We start from the raw sequence: 18,873 nt of genomic DNA on the forward strand, positions 1-18,873 counted from the left end.
CATCGGCGTCACGCCGCACCCGAGGATTGAGTTCGGCGGCCGTCGAAGCGACCGTATGCCAGTCGCGACCGTCGGCGACCGCGCGGGAGCGGAGCGCGCAGTGACCGAGGAGACAATCGACCGATTCGCCGAGGTATCGGGCGACGAGAACCCGATTCACCTCGACGCGGAGTACGCCGCCGAGACGACGTTCGGCGGGCGCATCGCCCACGGGATGCTCGCCGCGTCGGTCGTCAGCGCCGCGCTCGCGCGGCTTCCGGGCGATATTGTCTACCTCTCGCAGGACCTGTCCTTCGAGCGGCCGGTCCGCCCCGGTGACACGGTGGTCGCCGAGGTGGCCGTGGTCGAGTCGCTCGGCGGCGACCGACTCGCCGTCGAGACGACCGCGAGCGTCGGCGACGAGACGGTCGTCTCCGGCGAGGCCGTCGTGTTGTCGCTGGCGCACGACGGGGCGTGAGAGGACGGAACGAAGGGAGGAATCGGGCCACCGACCGCAGTTCTCACTCAGTTCGGCGTCGTCCGGCTTACAGCGGGTAGTCGCGCGGTTCGTGCTGGAGAGAAATCCACTTGTCCTCCGTGATTTCGTCGAGGAAGGCGTCGCTGTTGTAGGTGCCGACGCCGGAGGCTCCGATACCGCTGAACGGGACGTGCGCCTCGTCGTTGATGGGTTGGTCGTTGACGTGGACGTTGCCGGTCTCCATGCGGAGGGCGATTTCCTTGCCTGCGGCGAGGTCGCCGGCGTGGACCGACCCGGAGAGACCGTACTCGGTCGCGTTGGCGAGTTCGACCGCCTCGTCCACGTCCGAGAACGGAATGACGGGCGCGATGGGACCGAAGTGCTCGTTGCAGGCCGCGGCCATGTCGTTCGTCACGCCCGAGAGGACGGTCGGTTCGACGACCAGCGAGTCGTCGACGCCGTCGAGGTCGGCCGTCGAGCCGCCGGTTTCCAGCGTCGCGCCGGCGTCGACCGTCTCCTCGACGTAGCCCAGCATCTCGTCGCGCTGGGACTCGTCGATGATGGGGCCGACGACCGTGTCGCCCTCGTGGGCGGAGCCGACGGGCAACTCCTCGGCCCGGGCGGTCAGCTTCTCGACGTACTCGTCGTAGACCGACTCGTGGACGATGTGGCGGTTGATGGAGATACAGACCTGCCCCTGGTGGACGAAGCTCCCGAAGACCGCGGCGTCGACCGCGCGGTCGACGTCAGCGTCCTCGGTCACGACGTGGGCGTTGTTGCCGCCGAGTTCCATCGCGGGGACGGCGAGGTTCTCTCCGGCGATGCCCGAGACGCGCTTGCCGACTTCGGTCGAGCCGGTGAACGCCACCACGTCGCTCTCGGGGTGGCCGGCGACGCGGTCGCCGATTTCGGAGCCGCGGCCGGTGACGACGTTGACGACGCCCTCGGGGAGGTCGGTCTCCTCGAACAGCTTGGCGAACAGCAGCCCGCCGGTGATGGGGGAGTTGGTCGAGGGCTTCAGCACGACCGCGTTGCCCGCGGCGACCGCGGGCGCGACCGCCCGCATCGACAGGTTCAGCGGGAAGTTCCACGGCGAGATGACCGTCACCACGCCCTTCGGGTTCTTCTGGACGATGTTCTCCTTGCCGGGGATGTTGGAATCGACGTACTCGCCCCGCATCCGCCGGGGGAGCGTCGCGGCCTCGCTCGCGTGGTCGGTGGCGATCTGGACGGACGTCTCGCCCATGATGCGCGAGCCGCCGACCTCGTGTGCGAGAAGGTCGATGATTTCCGCTTCGTACTCCCGCAGTTTCTGGAGGAACTGCTCGACGACTTCCTGTCGTCTCGCGGGCGGCGCTTCGGCCCACTCCGCTTGGGCTTCGGCGGCCGCCTCGTAGGCGGCGTCGACGTCGGCCTCCGTCCCGCGAGGGACGTGCGCGACCGTCTCGCGGGTCGACGGGTCCTCGACTGCGATGCTCTCACCGCTCTCGCTTTCGGTCCACTCGCCGTCGATGTACAGGGCGTTCCAGTCGGCGTCGGTGGCGATTTCGTCGACCATGTGCAGCCGTTCGTTGGGGACTGCCGGATAAATGGGGCCGTAATGGGGAGAAGGGCTCGCGTTGCGACAGCCTCAAAAACGTCTGTCCCTACGACGCCGGCCGACGGTTCGAAGTCCCACGGTAACAGCAGGACGAGGCAGACAGGACAAGGCAGGACAAGACAGCACAGGACAGCTATCGGTTCACGCATCCGCGAACGGAGCGAGCGGTTCACCGCCGGCTTCGAGGCGGAAGCCCGAGGAGTCGGCCATTTTCGCCCGGGGGGTTTCGAGGAGCGGTGTGCGACGAAGCGAGAACACCCGACGAAGAAGAACGGAGGGTATCGGAACACCCGAATCGACACCCACCTTCTTTACGGAGCGCTCCGTGGTTGCGAATAGAGGCTCGATGACACCGAATCAGGGTGGACACACGCCGCTTTCTCCTCGCGCGACGCGAGCGTTCGAGCATCTCCGACCCCTCGTCACCGACCGCGACGCGGGGATGCCCGTGGCGGACGCTCGCCGCCGGGTTCGCTCGGCGGGCGAAGACCCCGAGGCCGTCGACGAACTCCTGAACAAGGGGTATCTCTACGAAGTCGAAGGCGACGTGTACGTGACGTGACGGCCGTCGCGCCGGCCTAACCGGACCCCGATGGTGGGCACCGAACCCGGTCCGGACGCGAAGCGGCGCGAGGCCGAACGCCGACCCGTGACCCGCTTTCGGGGTCGGGGGTCGACTACCCCGTGACACGCGAAATCCTCGAACGATATACCGACCGGCCGACTCGTGAGACGCACGGATCCGTCACGAGAATCGCGAGGGCCACGAGATACTTACACCGCGAGCGACACCTGCGGCGTGCATCATGAAGAAGGTCCTCGCACGAATCGGGATCGGCAACGCGACCGTCGATACCGTCCTCCCCTCCGACACCGTCCGCCCCGGTGAGACGGTCGACGCCGAGGTTCGCATCGAAGGAGGGTCGACGGAACAGGAAATCGGGAAGATTCGGTTCGAACTGGAGACCCGCTACCGGACCGAAGAGGGCTACCGTGAGATCGATATCGCGCAGTACACCCTCGCGGAGAGCCTCACGGTCCACCCCGACGAACAGGAGGTCCGGGACGTGTCGCTCGACATCCCTCACGGAGCCCCAGTCACCCTCGGGAACGTCGACGTGTGGGTCGAGACGGAACTCGACATCGAACTGGCAGTCGACCCCGAGGACAAAGACTACCTGAACGTCCAACCGACGCCGCGGCTGCAGTCCGTCTTCGACGCGCTCGACGACCTCGGCTTCTCGCTGCACAGCGCCGAGTGCGAGGCCGACCCCCACGGCGTTTTCGCCTCGACCCGGCGGTTCGTTCAGGAGTTCGAGTTCCGACCCACGTCGGGGCCGTTCGCCGGTGAGTTGGACGAACTCGAAGTCGTCCCCCGACCGGGAGAAGACGCGCTCGAACTGTACCTCGAAGTCGACCGCCGCGGCGGCGTGCTGAGCGAACTCGGCGACTTCGACGAGCGGGCGGTTCAGACGACGGTTCGGACCACCGACGCGAGCGAGGTACGCGACGAACTGGCGTCGCTGATTCGCGCGAACGCCTGACTGGAACGCGGTCAACTCACCCCAATCGCCTTCCGGCTACCCAACGTTTTTGCGGTAATTCGGCGTATCTGCGCGGGCATGACGACACTCGAAGACATCGACCTGGATTTCGTTCCGTTCGGCGAGACGGGCCTCCGGACGAGCGAACTCCAGTTCGGGACCTGGCGGTTCGGCAAGGAGACCGAACGGGGGAACGTCGAAATCGACGAGGAGCGCGCGCACGAACTCCTCGACGCCTACGAAGCGGCCGGCGGTCGCTTCATCGACACCGCGGACATCTACGGCGGCGGGGCGAGCGAGCGCTGGATCGGCGACTGGCTCGAAGATCGAGACCGAGAGCGGTTCACCATCGCGTCCAAAATCTACTGGCAGATTCGAAGCGGCGACCCGAACAGCCTCGGGACGAACCGGAAGAACGTCCGCCACCGCATCGACGCCCTGCTCGACCGCCTCGATACCGACTACGTCGACGTGCTCTACATCCACCGCTGGGACGACGAAACCCCCACGCGCGAGATGATGAAGACGCTCAACGGCCTCGTCGAAGACGGGAAGGTCCACTACCTCGGCGCGTCGACGCTCCGACCGAACGCGTGGAAGGTGGCGAAGGCGAACGAAATCGCCCGCGCCGAGGGCTGGGAACCGTTCACCGTCGCACAGCCGCGGTACAACCTCGTCGACCGCGAAATCGAGGGAGACTACTTGGAGATGACCCGCTCGTACGGCATCGCGGTGTGCCCGTGGAGCCCGCTCGGACAGGGCTTCCTCACCGGGAAGTACACCCGCGAGGAGGGCCTCACCGGCGAGTCCCGCGCCGCGGAGTCCAGTCGGTTCGAGGACTCCTACCTGACCGAGGAGAACTTCGACGCGCACGACGAACTCGACGCGGTCGCCGAGGAAGTCGACGCGACGCCCGCACAGACGGCGCTCGCGTGGCTCATGCACCGCGACGGCGTGACCGCCCCCATCGTCGGCGCGCGCACGGTCGAACAGCTGACCGAGAACCTCGAAGCCGCCGCCATCGACCTCAGCGACGAGCAGGTCGACCGCCTGACCGAGGCGAAGCCCGACCCCTACGCGGGGCTCTAACAGTCAGGCGAGGCAGTATAGTCCGCTACACCCCCTCGCGAATCGTCTTGTAGAGGTGCGCGAGCGTCTTCATCCCCGCCGCGTTCCGTTCGAGGCTGTAGAAGGGGTGGAGTTCGGGGTTGAACTTCGCCTTGTATCGGTTGATGCGGCGGTTGTTCGCGCCGACGAGGTCGTAGGTGGTCCGCCCGCGGTCCATCGCGTCGCGCATGATGCGCCAGTCGAGCAGGTCGTTGATGGCGAGGTCGGAGTCGATGTCCGTCCGAACGCCGCCTTGCCACCGCGAGACCGTCTCCTTGTAGTCGACGACGAGGATACCGCCCGCGAACTCGCCGTCGGTTCGGAGGACGTAGGGTCGAATCTGTCCCTCGGGGAGGGTCGAATAGAGGTCCCTGACGAACCCCGGAGTCGACCGATAGGAGATACCCTGCGACTCGTAGCGCGAGGCGACCTGTTCGACGATCTGTTCGATTGCCTCCGGGCCGCCTTCCTCGATGGTGTACGCGTCGTCGGGCGCGTTCCGGATGTTCGACCGGGCGTCGCTGCTGAAACTCATGAACACGTCGTCGACGCCGGGCGAGAGGTCGACGTGGTAGGTGTACTGCGGCGTTATCGCGTAGTCGTTCCACGAGAACGCTCTGAGGTCGTCGTACCGGCCGCCGAGGCGGATGTGAGTGTACCGCGGACGAATCTCCTCGCGGACCCAGTCGAGGCAGTCGTCGATGAACTCGTGGTGTCGGCCCTCGCGCTTTCGCTGTTTCATGTGGTCCATGTTCAGGAGGACCGGACCGAGGTACGCCACCCGAAGCTCCGGCGGCGGTGAGAACACCGTCGCTATCGGCCCCTTGTTGATTCGGAACAGCGGGAACAGCCCGACGACTTCCTCGCCTTTGCGACCGACGAGCGGAATCAACTCCGCGCCGGCGTGCGCCGCCTGAATCTCCAGTGCGTCGAACTGATGGAACGCGTTGCCGTGGGGTGACTGTTCGACGAACGTGTCCCAGTTGTGGACGTCGTCTTCAGTCGCCCGCCGAACCTCGATACTCATGAGTAAGCTGCCTGAACTGTCGCGTCCGACCCCTTTGTTATGCGCCCGTTATGCGGGGGATTTCACCCGGTTCGGACGGGTCACAACCGCATCACGGCATCGGTTAACGGCAAATTTCTGATAAGAATCCGAAGACGGTGCGAACGTTTACGGGTCGGAAGTCGGCGAGCCGGGAGACAACCGTCGAAGCAGGGACTACCCTCGCGTTTGTAAAATCGGGTCGGAGCCACCGTTTTACGCCGGGAGACAGATATCTAACCATGTCAAGCCTCTCCGAACGCGCCGCGGCGCTCGTGACGAGCGAACCGCTCATGGCGCACCTCGCGACCAGCGTCGACGACCGGCCTCACGTCGCCCCCGTCTGGTTCGACTACGCGGCCGACCGCGGGGTGTTCGAGGTGCTCACTTCGGGTCGAAAGCTCGAAAACATCCGCGAGAATCCGCGCGTCGCGCTCTCCATTCAGAAAGACGAGCGGGGACAGGCGCAATGGAAGGTGACGGTGCTCGGGACGGCCACCGTCGTCACCGACGAGGACGCCGTTCGAGACGCCACGCGGCGAATCAACCGGAAGTACGGGACCGAGGAGTCGGCGTGGCCCGAAAACGAGTTGGTCCGAATCTCGGTGGGGACCGCGGCGGTCAGCGAGTACTGAGGCGGACAGCCGGAAGGCCCGCGTCAGTCGGACGACCGCGCGTCGGTTCGGCCGTCGTCGAACCGCCGAATCTCCCGCGAGAGCCGGCCGAGGTCGAACCCGGCGTCCGTGAGTCGGGCGGCGACGAGCGCCGCCGCCGTCGACACCACGAACGCGCCGCCGAAGGAGGTGAGATACAGCGGGTCGGCGGCGGGCAGCAGGCCGCCGACGACCGGAATCGACGTGATGACGCCGCGGAGGTCGGGGAAGAACGCGAGGCCCACAGCGAGCCCGGTGAGACTGCTCGCGAGCGCGCCGGGACCGGTGATTCGCGTCGAGTACAAGCCGTAGACGAGCGGGAAGGCGACGGCCGCGCCGAGCAGGTCGGCGAAGAAGAACAGCCGGAGGACGCTCTGTGCGCGGAGGCTGACGTAAATCGCGGCGACCGCGACGGCGATTGTGAGCGCCCGCGACCCGAGGGCGAGGCGGCGGTCGCTCGGCGCCGCGAGCAGGCGGGCGAGGTCCGCGGTCACGAGGCTCGAAAGCGCGTTGAACAGCGTGTCGATGGAGCTCATCACGAGCAGGAGCGCGAGGAGGACCGCCGCGAGGACGAGCCACTCGGGGAACGCCTCGCCGAGGAGGACGAAGAAGGCGGCGTCGGCGTTGTAGCCCGCGCTCGCGGGGTCGGTGACCACGGCGGCGTTGCCGACCGCGACGACGCCGAAGAAGGCGGTGACGAACACGATGGCACCGTTGGCGAGCGCCGCGGTCCGAAAGCTCCGCCCGACCGTCTCCGACGAGTCGGCCGCGTAGATGCGTTGCCACCACGTCTGGTTGATGAGTTCCGCGCCGAGGATGGCGAACGCGAGCGCGAGTCCGAACTGGAGGCCGGCGACCGCGCCGAGGTCGAGGAGCGCGGGGTTCGTCTCCGTGATGCCGTCGATGGCGGCGGCGGGGCCGCCGAGCGCGACGAGCGCGCCGGCGAACGCAAGCAGGAGAAGCGGGATGACGATGACCGCTTGAACCGCATCGGTCGCGATGCTGGCCCGGAGGCCGCCGTAACTCGTGTAGAGGAGGACGAAGCCGCCGACGAGGAGCGCGGTCTGCCACTGCGGGACGCCGGCGACGAGCGAGAGCGCGCCCGCGATGCCGGTCAGTTCGGCGGCGAGGAAGATGAACATGTAGAGCGCGCTCACGAGGAGGACGAAGGCGTACATCGCGGTCCCGTAGCGCGCGTGGGCGTACTCGGTCAGCGAGTGGCCCTCGGGGATGAGCTTCCGGATTCGCGGGCCGAGGCGGGCATAGACGAGCATCGGGACGGCCTCGCCGACCGCGTAGCCGACGACGGCCGCGATACCGAAACTTGCGCCCGCTTCGGGAGCCGAAAAGAGCACCCAGACGCCCATGACGGACGCGACGAGCGTCGCCGTCGTTCGCCGACTCCCCGCGGAGTCGCGCGCGGTGATGAGGTCCTCGACGGAGCCGACGCGACCCCGGGAGAACCACACGCCGACGCCCGTGAAGGCGACGAGCGTTGCGACGGTCAGTCCGAGCGCGACGGTCGAGCTCACCATCGGCCGTCACCCGGCTGGGAAGAACCGCCGGTCGAATCGGTGGACGGAGCCAGTTCGTACGCCTCGTCGAAGAAGGCGACTTCGAGTTCGACCGTGCGACGGAACAGCTGTTCGAGCCGCCGTTGCCGACGCGGCGAGGCCGCTGCGCCCTCGCGGTCGAGTTCGGTTCGGAGCCACCCGACGAACGCCGCGAAGTCGTCGACCGCGTGGAGATCGATCCACTCGGAGAGGTAGAACCGCGAGGGAGAGTTGGCAGAGTCCGCCGCGGCGGTCGCCCACGACAGGTAGACCCACTCGGCGGGGACGAGCACCGCCAGCGTCTCGGCGTACCCGCCCTGCCCCCCGGCGCGTTCGAGGAGGTCGATAAAGGCGCGCGTCGTCGGCGTGGTTTTCGGGTCCGCGTAGACCGACTCGGGAACGTCGAGCGCGTCGAACGCCCGCAGGAAGTAGTCGTCCTCGTCGTCGGTCAGAACGCCGAGAAACGAGACGAGTTCGGACTTCGACTCCATGGTCGGCGCGGTGCCGACGGCGTGGCCGAAGACGCCGACGAGCGTCTCCACGAAGGCGTAGTCCTGCACGAGATACTGCCTGAACACGTCGTCTGCGAGTTCGTCGGCGGCGAGTTCGCGCGTCAGTCGGTGAGCGGTCGCGTCGTCCCACGACTCGCCCGCGCGCTCGCGGAGCCAGTCGGTAAAGCGCGGGTCCGACCGCGACGCGGCGAACTCGTCGTACGTCTCGGGGGCCGACGGCTCCGTGTTGCTCATAGCGGCCACTCCTCTTGCCGCCACGCGGCGTCCCAAAACAGGTACTCGTACTGCGCCGACGTGCGGAACAGGTCGCGGAAGCGCTCGCGGTCCGATTCGGTGGCGCTCGCGGCCACGTCGTCCATGAGCGACTTACACCAGTCGGTGAGTTCGGTGAACTCGTCGCCGGCGTACATCTCGACCCACGCGGCGTACTGGTCGTGGTCCGGAACGCCCGCGTCGGCGAGTCGGCGTCCAGTCTCGTTGAACCCCCACATACAGGGGAGCAGGGCGGCGACGATGTCGCCGAACGAGCCGAGCGTCGCGGTGCGAACGAGGAAGTCCGTGTAGGCGCGGGTCGTCGGCGACGGCGTCGTCGCTTCGAGGTCGGCGGTGTCGATGCCGAACTCGGCGGCGTAGCTCCGGTGGAGGTCCATCTCCTCGTTGACGGTCGATTCGAGGAGGCTCGCGAACGTCCCCATCGAGTCGAGCGTCGGGGCCTTCGCGGCACCGAGCGCGAAGAGGCGACTGTACTCGACGAGGTAGACGTAGTCCTGCCGCACCCAGTAGCGGAACGGCCCCTCGTCGAGGCTCCCCTCCCCGAGTCGGGCGACCATCGGATGGTCGAGGATGGCCGACCAGAACTCGTCGGCCTCGTCGTGAATCGTATCTGTGAACGCCATAGCGAGTAATCGGAGAAGACGCTGAAAAGAATTATGAAGAGATGATATTCGCCGGTTATCCGTCGCGTAAGAAACCCCGTTTCTCGGTTTTTGTCTCGTGGGTTAGCCATCGACTTCGTCGTGCGTTTCGATTGTTGTCCAGTTGTCCGGTGATTAACGCGGGCGAACGACCCCGGTAGTTTAACACGACCGAGTGTCAACGAGTTCACAAGATGTCGCACGTGAACGCCGTCAGGTCCATCGAGATTCAGAACGTCGTCGCTTCGACGGAGGTCCCGGTCGAACTCGACCTCGAACGACTCTCGCTCGATATGGACGGAACCGACTACGACCCGGAGAACTTCCCCGGTCTCGTGTATCGAACCCGCGACCCGAAGTCGGCGTGTCTCGTCTTTCGGTCGGGGAAGATCGTCTGTACCGGCGCGAACAGCGTCGACGACGTGAACACGGCCATCGAAACGCTGTTCGACGAGTTCACCGACTTCGGAATACCGATTCCCGACGAGCCGGACATCACGGTTCAAAACATCGTGTCGAGCGCCGACCTCGGTGCGGCGCTCAACCTGAACGCGCTGGCTATCGGCCTCGGTCTCGAAGCCGTCGAGTACGAACCCGAGCAGTTCCCCGGACTCGTCTACCGCCTCGACGGACCGAGCGTCGTCGTCCTCATGTTCGGGAGCGGGAAAGTCGTGATTACGGGAGCGAAGCGAGTCTCCGACGCTGAAACGGCTCTCGAAGTGGTCGATGAGGACGTCCGCGAACTCGGACTGCTCGGGTGAGCACTCGGCAGGTACTCGGTGGGCGTCGAGGGACGGGATGTCGTACTGACGTGCTGGCGTCGCTGGGTAGGCGGTGGACTGGAACCCGGTAGACTGGTCTCTGGTTCGTTGTTCGTTGTTGTGTTGTGTTGTGTTGAGTAGTAGAACTAGTAGTGTAGCTAGACTACTAGTGTGGCTACACTACTAGCCTAGCTACTAGTGATAGCTCGGTGTCGAGAATCGTGGCTGTTCTTCGAGAAACGGGTGTTGCTCGTGATTTGTCCGTCTACGTCCGGGAACACACACACACCACCCTCGCGTTTGTAACGGCTACGCCAGTCCCTAGGAGGATTCGACACACCCCCCTCGCGTTTGTAAATCTAGGGGCAAAATAAACCGATAACACCTCGCTCGTCGACCCACCCCCACACCGATTCGCGTTACAAACGCGAGGGTGGTGTGTCTGCACCACCGCTCCCAGCGCTCGGCGTTACAAACGCGACGGTACTCCCCCGCTCGATTACAAACGCGAGGGTGGTCTGTCGGGTCCCGTGTTACAAACGCGAGTGTACCCCCACGAACCGTGTCATCCACGTGACCGTCTCGCGCGTTACAAACGCGAGGGTGGTGTCTGACGGTCTTACTTGCGCGACACTACTCGTTGATCATCGAATCCAAAACCGGGTTCAAAGTACGGTTCAAACGGCCGTATTTGTCGCTGTTACAAACGCGAGACCACCCCTTCACCTTTATTAGGGGTGAGTATGAATACCGAACTCACATGACATCGGACGAGGGCGAGGGTGGGACTCGCGACCCGCTGTTCCGGTACGACCAACCCATCTTCGCGAACGAGGATATCCTCAAAATCTCTCATCTTCCCGGTCCCGACAAGATTGTCGGCCGCGACGAGCACATGTCGAAAGTCGCGCAGGCGCTCAACCCCGCCATCTTCGGACGCGAACCGACCCACCTGTTCATCTTCGGGAAGACGGGGTCGGGCAAGACGCTCACCGCCCGGCTCGTGAGCGAGCGACTCCAACAAGAGGCGGTCCGCGAGGACGTCGACGTCCGTATCGCCGTCATCGACTGCGGCGAACAGCACACCGAGGCGTCGGTCATCAAGACGCTCGCCTCGCAGGTCAACGACCCGGCGAAAAGCGGGATGACGATTCCCGAGCGCGGGCTGTCGACCGGCGACTACTACAATCGACTGTGGCAGGTGCTCGACACCTGCTCCGACGTGACCATCGTCATCCTCGACGAGATAGACATGCTCCGCGACGACGAGGTGCTTCGAAAGCTCTCGCGTGCGGGCGAAAACCAGAAGATAGTGGACTCGCGCATCGGCATCATCGGCATCTCGAACAAGATCGATTACCCCGAGGAACTCACGGAGCGCGTCAAATCGAGTTTCGCCCACGACGAACTCGTCTTTCCGTCCTACGACGCGAACCAGCTTCGCGAAATCCTCGCAAACCGGAAGGACGCCTTCAAACCCGGCGTTCTCACCGACGACGTGATTCCCCTCGCGAGCGCGCTCGCCGCCCAGGAACACGGCGACGCTCGGAAGGCCATCGACATCCTCCGGAACGCCGGCCGCATCGCGCGAAACGAGAGTGCCGAGACCGTCACCGACGACCACGTGCGGGCGGCCAAGGAGAAAAGCGAGGCCGACCGCTTCAGCGAACTCCTCGAAGGGACCGCCACGCAGTCGAAGGCCGTCCTCTACTCGCTGGTCCTCCAGACCGGCGGCCGAAAGACCGCCGAAATCACGACGAACAAGATTTACCGGCAGTACCTCACCGTCGCCGACGACCTCGACATGGACCAGCTCTCCGAGCGTCGCGTGCAGGAACTCCTGCAGGAACTCGACTTCCTCAACGTCATCCAGTCCGAAGTCCGCGGGCGCGGGCGCGGTCAGGGCGTCCACGGGACTCACCGTCTTCTCGAAGACCCGGACATCGTCAAGCGGGTGCTCCTCCGAGACAGCCGTATCTCCACGCTCGAATAGCGACGCGCGACGCACGGCGTTCGAACGGGGCCGGAACCCTCCGACGCTGACAGTCGAATCGGAAAAAAGCTACCGCACGAACCATTATCCCGCGCCCGTCTCTGTCGATAGACGACCGAAACCATGGACGAGGAGTTACTATCGTTGCTCACGAGTCTCGTCGAAATCGAGACCGAGAACCCGCCGGGAGACGAGGCGGCGGCGGCGAACTTCGTGTACGACTGGCTCGAATCCCGAGGCGTCTCGGCGACGCTCGTCGAGGAACCGTATCCCGACCGACCGCAGGTCGCGGCCCGCGTCGGCGAGGGCGAACCCTCGGTCGTCCTCAACGGCCACCTCGACGTGGTTCCGGCCGGCGACCGAGACCAGTGGGACCACCCGCCGTACGAGCCGACCGTCCGAGACGGAAGGCTGTACGGCCGCGGGAGCGCGGACATGAAATGCGGCGTCGCCCTCGCGATGCTCGCGACGGTCGAGTTCGCCGACGCGCTCGACTCCGGAGAGCTCGACGGCTCGCTCGTGTTCCACGCGGCGGTCGGCGAGGAGACGGCCGAACCGGGGACGAAGACGCTCCTCGAACGCGGCTACGACGCCACCTACGGCGTCGTGCTCGAACCCACGTCGTTGCGGACCGCGACGAGCGCGAAGGGGCTCGGCTGGTACGAAATCTCGGTCGGCGGCGACCCGTCGCACGCCAGCCGACCGGACGAGGGAGACAACGCGATACAGAACGCCCGGCCGGTTCTCGACGCGCTCGAAGCGTACGACGAGGAGATTCGAGCGCGCTCCGACTCGCTCGTCGGTCGGCCGACCGCGACGGTCACGCGGTTCGAGGCGGGGACGAAGGAGAACGTCGTCCCGGAGGGCGCGACGATAACGGTCGACAGGCGGTTCGTTCCATCGGAATCCGTCGAGGCGGTCGACGCCGAAATCGACGCGCTGCTGTCCGACGTGGCGGCCGAACACGACCTGCGCGTCGAGTGGACGCGAACGCGGGTCTACGAGTCCGCGGCGGTTCCGACCGACAGCGAGGTCGCGGCGCGCTTTCGGGACGCGGCCGCCGAGCGGGCAGACGTCGACCCCGAGCCGTGGGGTATCCGGGCGGCGACCGACGTTCGGAACCTCGTCAACGACGCCGGGATGGACGCGATTACGTGGGGACCGGGGTCGATGGCGCAGGCCCACGCCTACGACGAGTACATCGAGCTGTCGGAGGTCGAGGTCGGATACGACATCCTCCGCTCGGCGCTCCGGGCACTGTTCGAAGACGGCGGGAACTGAGCACTCGGCCGTCGAACGAACGGCTCGAAAAAAGCGGCTGACGGCCAGTTCGGCTATTCGACGAGCTCTTCGAACCGCTCGACCGCGGCGCTCGCGACCGCCATATCCTCGGACACTTCGCCGCCGCTGACGCCGACGGTCCCGACGAGTTCGCCGTCGACTTCGAGGGGATAACCGCCGCCGAAGACGACGAGTCGGTTCTCGTCGGTCGTCTGGAGTCCCCACAGCGACTCGCCGGGCTGGCTCCCCTCGGCGAGTTCGTGGGTGGGCATCTGCAGCGCGGCCGCCGTGTACGCCTTGTTCCGAGAGATGTTGACGCTCGCCAGCCACGCGTCGTCCATCCGGTGCTGTGCGACGAGGTTACCCTCCGGGTTCGCGACCGTAATCACCATCCGCAGCCCCATCGACTCGGCCTCCGCTTCGGCCGCCTCGATGAGTACCTTCGCGGTTTCGAGATTGATTGCGTCGGACATATCGCTTCGTCGAAACCGGTCTCGACGACCGTACTTATACGTGTGCCGCCGCCCCGACTCGGCGGCCGAAATCGGCGTGTACACGCCGATTTCGGCCGCTTGAGGCTCCCCGAACGACGCTGCCGGCGAAACAATAGTAGTCGAAATACCGACAACTCGTGTCGGCGACGACGGGAGCGACCCGGGGACCGGTCGGTTCGAGGTGAGTCGCTCGGACCGACTCAGTCGTACAGTGGGTACTCCTCGGTCAGTTCGTCGACCTTCTGGTCGACGAACCCCTTGACCGACTCGTCGTGCGGCGCCTCGACGATTTCGTAGATGAGGTCGGCGACGGTCCGGCAGGCCTCCTCGTCGAAACCGCGGGTCGTCAGCGCGGGCGTGCCGGCGCGAATCCCGCTGGGGTTGAACGCCGAGCGACTCTCGCCGGGGACCGTGTTGGCGTTGAGGACGATGCCGACCTCTTCGAGGGCCGCTTCCACGTCCTTGCCGGTCGTGTCCGGGTGCGACGGACGGAGGTCGACAAGGACTAAGTGCGTGTCAGTTCCGCCGGAGACGAGTTCGAGGCCGCGCTCCTGTAGCCGCTCGCCGAGGGCGGCGGCGTTATCGACGACCTGCGAGGCGTACTCCTCGAACTCGGGGGAAAGCGCCTCGCCGAAGCCGACGGCCTTACCGGCGACGTTGTGCAGTATCGGCCCGCCTTGGAGGCCGGGGAACACCGCGGAATCGACGTCGTCGGCGTGTTCTTCGTCGCACATGATGATACCGCCGCGACCCGAGCGAATCGTCTTGTGGGTCGAGCCGGTGACGAAGTCCGCGATGCCGACGGGCGAGGAGTGTTCGCCCGCGGCGACGAGGCCCGTGATGTGGGCGATGTCGGCGAGGTGGTAGGCGTCGACCTCCTCGGCCGCGGCCTGCACGCGCTCCCACTCGACCTCCCGGGGGTACGCGGAGTAGCCCGAGATGACGATGTCCGGGTCGAACTCCTCGGCCTTTTCGGCCAACTGGTCGTAGTCGACGTAGCCGGTCTCGGCGTCGACCTCGTACTGTTCGACCTCGTACGTCTTCCCCGCGACGTTCACCGGGTGTCCGTGGCTCAGGTGACCGCCGTGGGTCAAATCGAGCGAGAGAATCTTGTCGCCGGGGTCGAGCACCGCGAGGAACACTCCCATGTTCGCCTGCGACCCGGAGTGCGGTTGGACGTTCACGTGGTCGGCTCCCCAGAGTTCCTTCGCGCGGTCGATGGCGAGCTGTTCGACCTCGTCGGCGTACGCACAGCCGCCGTAGTACCGACTTCCCGGGTAGCCCTCGGCGTAGTTGTTCGTCAGCTCCGAGCTTTGGGCCTCCATGACCGCCTCGCTGACGTGGTTCTCGCTCGCTATCATCGCGAGGGTGTCGTTCTGTCGCCCGCGTTCGCCTTCCAGCGCGTCGGCGACGGCCGGGTCGGTCTCTCGAACGGTGTCGTAAGGCATCGTGGGTGCATCTCGACTCTGCGGTATAACGCTTCGCTGCGGCCGGACCTGAGGCGACGACGACCGACGAAAACCACAAATTGACAGAAAACGTATGGTATGTGGTCGCGTCGGTCGCCCCGACGAGGTGGCCCTTGGTGGTCACGAAGAATCTCCGAACATGAGGTCTCTAATTCCCGGAATCGACGTTTTCAGTGTTTCGTACGCCTCACCGCAGTTCGTCGACCGGCGATAGCTCTATATTGGAACTTCGTCACGTTCGTCACACATACCGTGCTAAGAACTATCACAGCTCACCGGAAGTCCCGGGGCCGAGGCGACGGGCGTGCGTCGCCTCACCGCGCAGGACGGCGGATCGCCGGAGTGGGTCGCCGATGAACGAGACGCGGCCGTCCCCGATACAGTACAGCGACATCGAACGCGCGCGTGAGCGTCTCGAAAACGACCGCGTCGTCAAGCGGACGCCGATAGAGCGGAGCACCTCCCTCGGCGACCTCGTCGGCGCGGACGTCTACCTGAAGATGGAACACCTCCAGTGGACGGGGTCGTTCAAGACGCGGGGCGCGTACAACAAGATTCGACAGGACACCGACCGGGGAATCGACGAGTTCGTGGCCGCGAGCGCCGGCAACCACGCGCAGGGCGTCGCGCTCGCCGCGACCGAGTGCGGCGCCGACTCCACGGTCGCGATGCCGGAGAACGCCCCGCAGACGAAAATCGACGCGACGCGCGACTACGGCGCGGACGTCGAACTCGTCGGCGAGGACTTCCAGGAGACGATGGCGTACGCGCAGTCGCTCGCCGAGGGCTCGGACGCCGAGTTCGTCCACGCGTACGACGACCGCGACATCGTCGCCGGGCAGGGGACGCTCGGCGCGGAGATGTATCGCGACCTTCCCGAGATGGACACCGTGGTCGTCCCCATCGGCGGCGGCGGACTCATCTCGGGCATCGCCACCGCCATCAAACACCACGACCCCGAGATTCGCGTCGTCGGCGTGCAGGCCGCGGGCGCGGAGACGGTCCACGAGAGCCTCGACAAGGGCGTTCCCGTGACGCTCGACGACACGAACACCATCGCCGACGGCATCGCCACCGGCGGCATCTCCGAGTTGACGCTCCGAACCATCGAGGAACACGTCGACGAGGTGGTCACGGTCTCCGACGGGGAAATCGCAGAGGCGATTCTCCTCCTGCTCGAACGCGCCAAGCAGGTCGTCGAGGGAGCCGGTGCCGCCTCGGTCGCCGCCGTGCTGAGCGACGACCTCGACGTCGAGGGCGAGACCGTCATGCCGCTTCTCTGCGGGGGGAACCTCGACATGACGATGCTCCAGACGGTGCTCGTCCACGCGCTCACCGGCCGCCGACAGACCCTCCGACTGCGAGTTCGGATACGCGATCGACCGGGCGAGATGGCGCGGCTCTCCCGACTCATCGCCGACCGCGACGCGAACATCCACGACGTTCGGCACGTCCGCGCCGTCGACGCCCTCGACGTCGGCGAGGCCCATCTCCTGTTCCGCATCGAGACCAAAGGAGCAGAGCACGCGGCCGCCGTCGTGGACACCATCGAAGACGCGGGCTACGCGGTCGACGACGTCTCGGAGGAGAGATAGCTCCGACCTCCCGGCGTCTCGACCGTTCTCGTCGCCGAACCACGTGCTATCTCACTTCTAACAGGAGCCGCGGGCCGCGGCCGTCGAAGCCGTCGCCGCGGCCGAGTCGCGCAGCGCCGCTAGTTCTCGCCGGCCGACTGTCTGATACGCGCGACGACGTCGTTCCGACTCACGTCGGGGTCGTCGTCGGTCGTGAGACGCCCCATCACGAACTCCAGCAGGTCGAGCGTCTGGAGTAGTTCGAGCGCTTCGGTTCGGTCGAGGTCGATGGATTTCCCGAACTCGCGAATCGTCTTCGCGTCGTTGGCGGCGTCGGCGAGTTGGTCTATCGTCACGGACTCGGGCAGGCCGATTCCGTCGGCGAGCGCCTCGGGCGACCCGCCGGAATCGTCCGCGGCCGTCGGTCCCGGTGTTTCCACCGGCGACTCGTCGGCGAGCGACGTCTCGTAGGAGTCCGGTTCGTGGACGCCCTGTGCGATCATGTACCGTCGGACCGTCTCGTCCGACACGTCCATCTCGAACGCCGCCGCCATCCGGTCGAACGTCTCGTACCTCGCGTACACCGCTTCGAGATACGCCGTGTCCTCGAACGCCGGCACGTCCGGACTCCGCACGCTACCGAGCGATTCGGGAACGTCGGGCCCCGCGGAACCCTCCGCGGAGGGCGCGTCGGTTGTGACCGTCACGACGGCCGTCGGCTCGGCGTCGAGCGAGACTTCGGCCGCGTCGACGTCGACGTGTTCGTGGTCGCTCGGAACGACGTCGTCGATTTCGAGCGTGAGCCCGATGGTCCCGTCGGACTCGATTGCAGTCTCCCGGGTCCGGGTCCGCACGGGCGACTCGGCTTCGTCGCTCGGCGAGAGCGCGAACTCGATGTCCGCCGACGCTCCCGACTCCGTGACCGCCACGGACGAGTCCCGGACGCTCGCGGCTCCCGCCCGCTCGCACTCTTCGAGGAATTCACCCAGTCGCCGAAGCGATGTGCCCACGCTCATTGTGCGGTTCCCCAGACGCGCCGAGGCCCCCTGAAAAGCGGTGTGGAATACTGAGTCGGTTTATATAACCCCACAGAATATACGGCGAAAACTATAAACGAGAATCTGCTGTTCAAAATACTATACCGTGCCCATGAGACACGTTTCTATCGCGAACGTCGAAACGACTTCGCGTACTTCAACCGATTCGACACTCTGGTTTGGTCGGTGTCGAATCCACTGGGCCACGAGGTGAAGCCACAATGAGCTTGATAACTGTCGCCGACATCGCGCACGACGACCTCGCGCTGACGCCGACGATTCAGTCGGAAGCCGCGAGCGAGATAGACGTTGTCTCTCAGTCCGGGACTGATCCCGAGACGGGCCAGTTCTTCTTCGCCGTGAAGAACGCGGACGTCGCCGCGTTCGAAGAGGCGTTGGAAGCCGACCACACCGTCCGCGACTGGTGGCTCGTCTCCGAGCGTGAGGACTCCGTCGTCTATCGCATCGGCCACACGAACGACGCGATACTGCTGTCGCCGATAGTCACGGAACTCGGCGGACTCATGCTCGACGCGTGCAGCAACGAGACGTCCGGGTGGCGGGTCCGTCTCCAGTTGTCGGACCGCGAGGCGCTCGCGGAGCTCTGGGAGTACTGCGAGGCCAACGACATCTCCTTCGACCTGAATCGGATGTTCCAGCAGGACGGCTGGATGAACGGCGAGCCGAGTAAGCTGACCGACGCGCAGCGCGACGCGCTCGTGGCCGCCTACGAGCACGGCTACTTCGAGGAGCCGCGAGAGGCGGCGTTAGACGACCTTTCGGACGTACTCGACATCTCGCCGACTGCTGTTAGTGGGCGTATCAGGAGAGGGACCGCGGAGCTGGTCGAGTCGATTCTCGTAGACGAGTGACCGCCTC

Annotated in this window: 18 protein-coding genes; 10 read left to right on the plus strand and 8 right to left on the minus strand. The window is 65.8% G+C overall.

The features are described 5' to 3' along the window. Positions 1 to 55 precede the first annotated feature (55 nt). Positions 56 to 457 (plus strand): MaoC/PaaZ C-terminal domain-containing protein, encoded by a 402-nt coding sequence (locus BN996_RS13700; protein ID WP_089779985.1) that lies wholly within the window; start codon positions 56 to 58, stop codon positions 455 to 457. 67 nt (positions 458 to 524) lie between these two features. Here the strand turns inward: BN996_RS13700 and BN996_RS13705 are convergent, their stop codons facing one another. Further along, positions 525 to 2,015 carry an aldehyde dehydrogenase family protein gene (locus BN996_RS13705; protein WP_089779987.1) on the minus strand — a complete coding sequence of 497 codons (1,491 nt, stop codon included), beginning with the start codon at positions 2,013 to 2,015 and terminating at the stop codon, positions 525 to 527. Positions 2,016 to 2,403: 388 nt separating this feature from the next. Between BN996_RS13705 and BN996_RS13710 the strand changes: the two genes are divergently transcribed. The 3 genes from BN996_RS13710 (at position 2,404) to BN996_RS13720 (ending at position 4,690) form a co-directional block, all read left to right on the plus strand. Further along, entirely contained in the window at positions 2,404 to 2,619 is a 216-nt protein-coding gene (locus BN996_RS13710; protein ID WP_089779989.1) for a hypothetical protein, read from the plus strand. Between the two features lie 244 nt (positions 2,620 to 2,863). Further along, positions 2,864 to 3,601 (plus strand): sporulation protein, encoded by a 738-nt coding sequence (locus tag BN996_RS13715; RefSeq protein WP_089779991.1) that lies wholly within the window; start codon positions 2,864 to 2,866, stop codon positions 3,599 to 3,601. Between the two features lie 78 nt (positions 3,602 to 3,679). Next, entirely contained in the window at positions 3,680 to 4,690 is a 1,011-nt protein-coding gene (locus tag BN996_RS13720; RefSeq protein WP_089779993.1) for an aldo/keto reductase, read from the plus strand. 25 nt (positions 4,691 to 4,715) lie between these two features. On the opposite strand, the gene BN996_RS13725 is transcribed toward BN996_RS13720, so the two are convergent. Further along, the gene (locus BN996_RS13725; protein WP_089779995.1) at positions 4,716 to 5,735 is read right to left on the minus strand and encodes a lipid II:glycine glycyltransferase FemX; all 1,020 of its coding nucleotides are present in this window, start codon (positions 5,733 to 5,735) and stop codon (positions 4,716 to 4,718) included. 260 nt (positions 5,736 to 5,995) lie between these two features. Here BN996_RS13725 and BN996_RS13730 point away from each other — a divergent pair, with 260 nt between their 5' ends. Beyond that, complete coding sequence (locus BN996_RS13730) at positions 5,996 to 6,388, plus strand: pyridoxamine 5'-phosphate oxidase family protein (RefSeq protein WP_089779997.1); 393 nt, start codon at positions 5,996 to 5,998, stop codon at positions 6,386 to 6,388. A gap of 23 nt (positions 6,389 to 6,411) precedes the next feature. Here BN996_RS13730 and BN996_RS13735 read toward each other — a convergent pair whose 3' ends face one another. From BN996_RS13735 to tenA, 3 genes are read right to left on the minus strand one after another with little or no spacing between them, the layout of a single operon-like run. After that, on the minus strand, positions 6,412 to 7,941 hold the full coding sequence (locus BN996_RS13735) for a sodium:solute symporter family transporter (protein WP_089779999.1): 1,530 nt from the start codon (positions 7,939 to 7,941) through the stop codon (positions 6,412 to 6,414). Beyond that, complete coding sequence (locus BN996_RS13740) at positions 7,935 to 8,705, minus strand: TenA family protein (protein ID WP_089780001.1); 771 nt, start codon at positions 8,703 to 8,705, stop codon at positions 7,935 to 7,937. Before BN996_RS13740 ends, BN996_RS13735 begins: the two co-directional genes overlap by 7 nt. After that, positions 8,702 to 9,367 (minus strand): thiaminase II, encoded by a 666-nt coding sequence (tenA, locus tag BN996_RS13745; protein WP_089780003.1) that lies wholly within the window; start codon positions 9,365 to 9,367, stop codon positions 8,702 to 8,704. Before tenA ends, BN996_RS13740 begins: the two co-directional genes overlap by 4 nt. Before the next feature lie 212 nt (positions 9,368 to 9,579). Here tenA and BN996_RS13750 point away from each other — a divergent pair, with 212 nt between their 5' ends. The 3 genes from BN996_RS13750 to BN996_RS13760 all read left to right on the plus strand — a co-directional run bounded on the left by BN996_RS13750 (position 9,580) and on the right by BN996_RS13760 (position 13,420). Further along, positions 9,580 to 10,146, plus strand: a complete 567-nt coding sequence (locus BN996_RS13750; RefSeq protein ID WP_089780005.1) for a TATA-box-binding protein — start codon at positions 9,580 to 9,582, stop codon at positions 10,144 to 10,146. Between the two features lie 760 nt (positions 10,147 to 10,906). Then, positions 10,907 to 12,139, plus strand: a complete 1,233-nt coding sequence (locus tag BN996_RS13755; protein ID WP_089780007.1) for a Cdc6/Cdc18 family protein — start codon at positions 10,907 to 10,909, stop codon at positions 12,137 to 12,139. 123 nt (positions 12,140 to 12,262) lie between these two features. After that, positions 12,263 to 13,420 (plus strand): M20 family metallopeptidase, encoded by a 1,158-nt coding sequence (locus BN996_RS13760; RefSeq protein ID WP_089780009.1) that lies wholly within the window; start codon positions 12,263 to 12,265, stop codon positions 13,418 to 13,420. A gap of 53 nt (positions 13,421 to 13,473) precedes the next feature. On the opposite strand, the gene BN996_RS13765 is transcribed toward BN996_RS13760, so the two are convergent. Next, positions 13,474 to 13,893 (minus strand): GlcG/HbpS family heme-binding protein, encoded by a 420-nt coding sequence (locus tag BN996_RS13765; protein WP_089780011.1) that lies wholly within the window; start codon positions 13,891 to 13,893, stop codon positions 13,474 to 13,476. Positions 13,894 to 14,114: 221 nt separating this feature from the next. Beyond that, positions 14,115 to 15,362 (minus strand): serine hydroxymethyltransferase, encoded by a 1,248-nt coding sequence (gene glyA / locus BN996_RS13770; protein ID WP_089780013.1) that lies wholly within the window; start codon positions 15,360 to 15,362, stop codon positions 14,115 to 14,117. 374 nt (positions 15,363 to 15,736) lie between these two features. On the opposite strand from glyA, the gene ilvA reads away from it, so the two are divergent. Beyond that, positions 15,737 to 16,978, plus strand: a complete 1,242-nt coding sequence (gene ilvA, locus BN996_RS13775) for a threonine ammonia-lyase (RefSeq protein ID WP_089780014.1) — start codon at positions 15,737 to 15,739, stop codon at positions 16,976 to 16,978. Between the two features lie 119 nt (positions 16,979 to 17,097). Here ilvA and BN996_RS13780 read toward each other — a convergent pair whose 3' ends face one another. Further along, positions 17,098 to 17,973 (minus strand): DUF8073 domain-containing protein, encoded by an 876-nt coding sequence (locus BN996_RS13780; protein ID WP_089780016.1) that lies wholly within the window; start codon positions 17,971 to 17,973, stop codon positions 17,098 to 17,100. A gap of 242 nt (positions 17,974 to 18,215) precedes the next feature. Between BN996_RS13780 and BN996_RS13785 the strand changes: the two genes are divergently transcribed. Beyond that, positions 18,216 to 18,866, plus strand: coding sequence for a helix-turn-helix domain-containing protein (locus BN996_RS13785; protein ID WP_042665745.1), 651 nt, complete (start codon positions 18,216 to 18,218; stop codon positions 18,864 to 18,866). The last annotated feature ends 7 nt before the right edge of the window (positions 18,867 to 18,873 follow it).

This window comes from Haloferax massiliensis, assembly GCF_001368915.1.
In the GTDB taxonomy this organism is placed as follows: Archaea; Halobacteriota; Halobacteria; order Halobacteriales; family Haloferacaceae; genus Haloferax; species Haloferax massiliensis.